Origin of the sequence: Candidatus Synechococcus spongiarum SH4 (assembly GCF_000586015.1) — a bacterium.
Taxonomy (GTDB): Bacteria; Cyanobacteriota; Cyanobacteriia; order PCC-6307; family Cyanobiaceae; genus Synechococcus_B; species Synechococcus_B spongiarum_F.
Genome location: NZ_JENA01000109.1, coordinates 1 through 5306 on the forward strand (window position 1 = coordinate 1; position 5306 = coordinate 5306).

At 67.0% G+C, this 5306-nt stretch carries 6 protein-coding genes and 1 pseudogene; 6 read left to right on the plus strand and 1 reads right to left on the minus strand.

All coding sequences use genetic code 11. The annotated features are described in order from the left end of the window. Positions 1-3: 3 nt before the first annotated feature. The gene (locus tag BG35_RS0105980) at positions 4-951 is read right to left on the minus strand and encodes an NAD-dependent epimerase/dehydratase family protein (RefSeq protein WP_025782115.1); all 948 of its coding nucleotides are present in this window, start codon (positions 949-951) and stop codon (positions 4-6) included. Positions 952-1027: 76 nt separating this feature from the next. On the opposite strand from BG35_RS0105980, the gene hisA reads away from it, so the two are divergent. From hisA to BG35_RS0106005, 6 genes and pseudogenes are all read left to right on the plus strand, one after another. After that, positions 1028-1777, plus strand: a complete 750-nt coding sequence (gene hisA / locus BG35_RS0105985; protein ID WP_025782116.1) for a 1-(5-phosphoribosyl)-5-[(5-phosphoribosylamino)methylideneamino]imidazole-4-carboxamide isomerase — start codon at positions 1028-1030, stop codon at positions 1775-1777. Between the two features lie 51 nt (positions 1778-1828). After that, complete coding sequence (locus BG35_RS0105990; protein ID WP_025782118.1) at positions 1829-2308, plus strand: Fur family transcriptional regulator; 480 nt, start codon at positions 1829-1831, stop codon at positions 2306-2308. Continuing rightward, entirely contained in the window at positions 2305-2745 is a 441-nt protein-coding gene (locus tag BG35_RS11565) for a hypothetical protein (RefSeq protein WP_051506171.1), read from the plus strand. The genes BG35_RS0105990 and BG35_RS11565 overlap by 4 nt, the downstream gene beginning before the upstream one ends. A gap of 23 nt (positions 2746-2768) precedes the next feature. Further along, positions 2769-3959: a DUF3685 domain-containing protein gene (locus tag BG35_RS10585; protein ID WP_152535193.1), complete on the plus strand. Its 1191-nt coding sequence runs from the start codon at positions 2769-2771 to the stop codon at positions 3957-3959. Between the two features lie 14 nt (positions 3960-3973). After that, a complete protein-coding gene (locus BG35_RS0106000) occupies positions 3974-4558 on the plus strand; it encodes a thylakoid membrane photosystem I accumulation factor (RefSeq protein ID WP_152535194.1) in 585 nt (194 codons plus the stop codon). After that, positions 4555-5306, plus strand: a pseudogene (locus BG35_RS0106005) (coenzyme F420-0:L-glutamate ligase); the annotation flags it as partial. The gene BG35_RS0106000 and the pseudogene BG35_RS0106005, both read left to right, overlap by 4 nt.

Consider the following 5306-nt stretch of genomic DNA (forward strand, 5'->3'; position numbering starts at 1 on the left):
GATTCATGGCAGGGGAACAGCCTGGGCCAGGAGTTGTTCATCCCGACCCCAGTCCGGCGGTTGACCCGATGCCGCGCCAGCCTGTTGACGAAAGTCCTTCTCGTAGCTGTCCCGGAGGCCCGCCACCAGGTCAAAGCGGGGCCGCCAGGCCAGTTCCCGGCACACCCGGTTGATATCCGTGAAGAAATGGGCAATGCGCAAGGGAAAAGCCTTGCGGGCCTTGGGCTCCAGCAGGTGGGGATCAAAGCTGCGCAACTGCACCTGCTCCGGGTTGTGGCCACAGGCCTGGGCGGCGGCAGTCACCAGCCCGCGGAACGTGACCCCCATGGTGCCGGAGCAGTTGTAGATCCGGTTGGTGCTGGTGTCCACCTCCAGACTGCGGGCCATGGCCTCCGCCAGGTCGTCCACATGGCCCAGTTGGGTGATGAGCTGGCCGTCGCCGGGAACGGGAACGGGGCGATTCGCCAGGATCCGGGCAAAAAACCAGCTTTCGATGGGGTTGTAGTTGCCGGGGCCGTAGATGTAGGTGGGGCGGAAGCTGGTGAAGGGAATCCCCTCCCGCCGCAGCCAGGCCTCCGTCTCCGCCTTGCCGGCATGGCGGCTGCGGGGATCCAGCGGTGCCTGCTCCGTGAGGGGCCACTGGTGGCCATGGGCATACACCCCTGCTGAACTCACGTACAGAAACCGGTGCCGTGGCCAGCCGGTGTGGGCGATCACCTGCTGACTCTCGGCCTGTTGACGGCCGCTGGTGTCAACAATCACGTCAAAACGACGCCCCGCCAGCCGGGCCAGATCCCCCGGCTCCTGACGGTCGCCCCGCACGTGCTCCACCCCTGCGGGGACCGGTCGCCTGCCCCGGCTGAACACCGTCACGCCGTGACCTGCGGCCAGAAGCCGGGGCAGCAGGGCCACACCGATGAACCGGGTGCCCCCCATCACCAGAACGTCCATCCAACAACACGGCAACTTCCGTTATTCAACCCTGTTGCGCCATCAGGGACACTGGGTTCTGCTTGCTGCTGTTGCCATGGAGGTGATTCCCGCCATTGATCTACTGGATGGCGCCTGTGTGCGGTTGCTTCAAGGGGATTACGGCCAGGTGACCCGTTTCAGTGACGATCCCGCTGCCATGGCCCGCACATGGCGGCAGCTTGGCGCCCAACGGCTCCACCTGGTGGATCTGGACGGCGCCCGCCGGGGCGAGCCCAGCAACGACGACGCCATCAAGGCCATCGTCTCAACGGTGGAGATCCCTGTGCAACTGGGGGGCGGGGTGCGTTCCGTGGAACGGGCCAACCACCTGCTGGCCTGTGGCCTGGATCGGGTCATTCTGGGCACCGCCGCCCTGGAAACCCCCCAACTTGTCCGTGAGTTGGCTCAGGCTCATCCCGGTCGCGTTGCCGTGGGCATTGATGCCCGCAACGGTCTTGTGGCCACCCGGGGCTGGCTGCGCCAGAGCGCCATGGAAGCCACCGGGCTGGCGGCCAGTCTGGAGGGCAGTGGCGTGGTGGCCATCATCAGCACGGATATCGCCAGAGACGGCGTCATGGGGGGGCCAAACCTGGCCGCCCTGCAAGCCATGGCCCGGGCCGGTTCCATCCCCGTCATTGCCTCCGGCGGGGTGGCAAATCTGGCCCACCTGAAGGCCCTGCAGAACCTCCGCCCCCCTCTGGCCGGCGTGATCATTGGCCGCGCCCTTTATGATGGCGCCATCACCCTCCCCGGGGCCCTGGAAACCGTGGCGGGAGTCCCGACCCAACCTCCCAGGACCCGGTGAGAGTCCCTAGACTTCCAAGCTGATGGTCCCTGACCGCCGCCGGATCCATCCATGACCACCTCCACCGCCGAACCACCCACTGCCCACCTGAGCCTCCAGCAGTCTCTGCAGGGGGCCGTGAAGCGCTGCGCCGCTGCGGGTTTGCGCATGAGCCACCAACGTCGCCTGGTGTTGGAATTGCTGTGGAAAGAGCGGGAACACCTCAGCGCCCGGGACATCTTTGAAAAAATCAATGCCCGGGAGAAGAGGAGCATTGGCCAGACCTCCGTGTATCAAAACCTGGAAACGCTGCAGAAGTTCGGCATTATCGAATGTCTGGAGCGCAGTGGCGGCAGGCTCTACAGCTACCGCACGGATTCCCATAGTCATCTGATTTGCAGTGTCACGGGTCGGATTCAAGACCTGGACGTGCAGCTTCCAGAGGACCTGCTGGCGGATATCGAGGCTCGAACCGGCTATCGCATTACCGGCTTCACCATGCAGTTGGTGGGCGCCCCCTTGCAGGAGCCGTCCAAGCCGGCTAACCCTTGACCACTGGCCTTGCCATGGGGTTGTTGATGCAGAGGGTTCTGATCTATGGGCCGCCGAGCCAGAAGAGGCAGTTGGCTGCAGTGCTGGGCCAGGGGGTCACCGAAGGCGGCCCTGTGCAGGGTATTGATGAAGCCGAGGCAAGCCGGCGCCGGCCCGACCTGGTGATCTGGGTGGCCCAGGCGGTCCATGACACCGGCGCCCTGGTCCGGGAGGCGCTGGCCCTGGATCAACGCTGGCATCCGGCCCCTTTGCTTCTGGTGCTCCAGGGTCCCATCCAGCCGGGTGGTCTGCCCCTGGGGGAATTGCCCATTGCCGGCATCCTGCAAAATCCCGATGCCCCCACCCTGCGCCATGCCCTCCCCGTGCTGCTGAGCGGGGGGCGGGTGTTCGACGTGCATTCCCCCCCGCTGCGCCCCCCGGGGAGCGCCAGGGACTGAACGGGGTGTTCTCCCAAGGACTGATGCAGATCCAGGCCAAGGCCAAGCTGGTGACGGCCCAACTCAAGCAGCGCCCCGGCACTCTGCTGCGCTGGGTGCTGGAGGGTCAGCAGCGGGAGTTGGCCATGGCCCGCACCCTGGTGGTGACGCTCCACGCCGCCACCGCCAGAACCCTGGGCCTGAAGGGCTTGGCCCCAACCGGGGCGGGGGGCGGGGATTGGGTCCCGGTGTCCACGGGGCTCACCCTGCGCAGCCGTACGGCAAAGGGGCTGTGGGACACCATCAGCCAGCGGCTCCTGGAGCGGATTGCTCGCAATCCCCGGCCCCTGGAGCAGCAACTGCTGGCCCTGGGGGCCTTGGCGCCCGGCCCGCGGGCAGCCCTGCTGCGGCAGTTGCTGGGCCAGATGGGGCTGGCCCTTCAGCAGGTGCGTCGGGAAGGACTGCGGGGTGAAGCGTTGCTGGAGTGCTGGCGGGATCTTCAGGAGGAAATCATGCTCCACGGTCTCCAGGGGCTGGGTGGGGCCTATCTGCGCATCCCCCGGAACGGGGCGCTGGTCTCGGTGAGCGAGCACCTGCTGGCCATGGAACTGCCCGGCCCCGAGGCCCTCAACCTTGCCCCCCGGGCCACCGTAGAGCCCATGCTGGCGGCCCTGGTGCGGGCCGAGCCGGTGCTGCTGGACGGCCACCTGTTGGCGCCGGATACCCCGGCAGCCCTGCTGCGCCTGGAGCTGCTGCTGAGTGACTGGCTGTTGCGCATGGGATCCGCCCTGGCCGGTCTGGTGTTGGAAGAGAGCAGCCAGTGGCCGGAGTTGCGCCGCTTCCTGCTGCGCCCCGACCTGCTGCCCACCCGCCAGTTGGAGCGGCTCCGCAACCACATCAACTCCCGTGAGCGTTACGAACAACTCGTCCTTGAGCCCCTGCGCATCTATGAAAGTCGCCGCGAGTTGCTGCTCCTGCAAGGGGATGGGGTGGTCACCCAAACGCTCATCGACCCCCGTGACCAGGAGTTGCGGCAACTGGAACCTTTGCAGCGTCTGGTGACCCTGTCCCTGGAGTTGCGGGATGCCCTGGGTCCCCAGTTGCGGGTGTTCAGTCAACGGCTGGGGGACCTGCTGGTGACCGTGCTGACGCAGATCATTGGCCGGGGCATCGGCTTGATTGCCCGGGGGGTGCTGCTGGGGCTGGGACGTACGCTGCAGGGGAGTGGACGCTAAGGGGAGGTCATGGCGTGACCCAACAACACGGTCGTCACCGGTTCCGTCGTCACTGGTTGTCTCTGCTGGCCCTCGTGGTGGCGGCCATGGGGCTGCTGCCGCCCTCTTCCGCCTGGGCCGGCCGCCTGGACAACGCCTATGACGGCAACATCTTTTCCCTCTATGCGGGGGACGGGGCCATGGTGCCGCCCCGCAACAGCCTGGCGGATAGCCTGCGGCAGCGCCGCCCTGCCGTCCTGGCCTTTTATCTGGACGACAGCAGCGACTGCAAGCGCTTTGCCCCCACCCTCTCCCGGCTCAACGGAGAATTCCGGACCGGTGCAGACGTGATTGCCCTAAGCACGGACAGCCTGGACCCTGTGGAGGATGCTTCCCCCGATAACCCTGCCTACTATTGGCGTGGTCTCGTTCCCCAGGTGGTGATCCTGGACCGGGACGGCCGTGTGGCGCTGGATCGGGCAGGCCAGATTCCCCTGGAGGATCTGGAGCAGAGCCTGTCTGTGGCGTCAGGGTTGGAACTTCCGGAGGCCATGACCCATGGCCGGACCCGGGCCATGGCGGTGAACGAAATCAATGCGGAGGTGGTCAGGGCGCCATGAGTGATCCCGGTGGGTGGTGGCTGCTGGCCCTCGCTGGCGTTATCCCTGGCCTGCTGGCGCTGCTGGAGTTACGTCACCGTCTCCGCCCCGCCAGTCCGCTGCGCATGGAGCCGGGGCCATGGCGGCTGCACCGGGATCGGGACCGGATGCAGGTGCAGGTGCGGGTGGCCCTGGTGAACACCCACGCCCGCAAGGAGGTGATGGTTGCCGGGTTCCGGGCCGAACCCACCCTGCTATCCACCCGGGCGGTTGACGGGATCAAGGTGAAGCTTCGGGTCACGCCGGACCATCCCGATGCAGAACCCCGCCCCGACGGCTATTGGGCCGTCTCCATTTTGAAACCCCGACAGCCCATGGCGGCCCACCTGGACCTGGTGCTGGCTGGCGCCGGTCTGGGAAGCCTTCAAGCCCTCTGGCTGGAGATGGGCTGGCTGGCCTATGGACCGTTCGGCCACCTCCGGCAGCGCCATGGTCTGGTGGTCCCTCTGGCCGAACCGGCCGGGGATGGGCAGCCAACCTGGCGGCAAGGGGCGGGCCATCAGGTGTTGCCCCTTGCCACCCACCTGCTGGGCTCGCTGGACGATCCCCTCCAGGTGCTCCGCCGTTATGCCGGCCCCCATCTACAGCCGGGGGACGTGGTGGCCCTTGCGGAAACCCCCCTGGCCGTAATGCAGGGCCGCTACCGCCTGGGCACAACCGTGGAGCCCTCCTGTCTGGCGCGCCAGTTGTGCCGGGTGTTCCATCCCCA

Excerpts from the sequence above, each read along its gene's own strand:
- hisA (WP_025782116.1), top strand. The coding sequence starts at position 1,028 with ATGGAGGTGATTCCCGCCATTGATCTACTGGATGGCGCCTGTGTGCGG.
- BG35_RS10585 (WP_152535193.1), top strand. The coding sequence starts at position 2,769 with ATGCAGATCCAGGCCAAGGCCAAGCTGGTGACGGCCCAACTCAAGCAG.
- BG35_RS0105990 (WP_025782118.1), top strand. The coding sequence starts at position 1,829 with ATGACCACCTCCACCGCCGAACCACCCACTGCCCACCTGAGCCTCCAG.
- BG35_RS0105980 (WP_025782115.1), bottom strand. The coding sequence starts at position 951 with ATGGACGTTCTGGTGATGGGGGGCACCCGGTTCATCGGTGTGGCCCTG.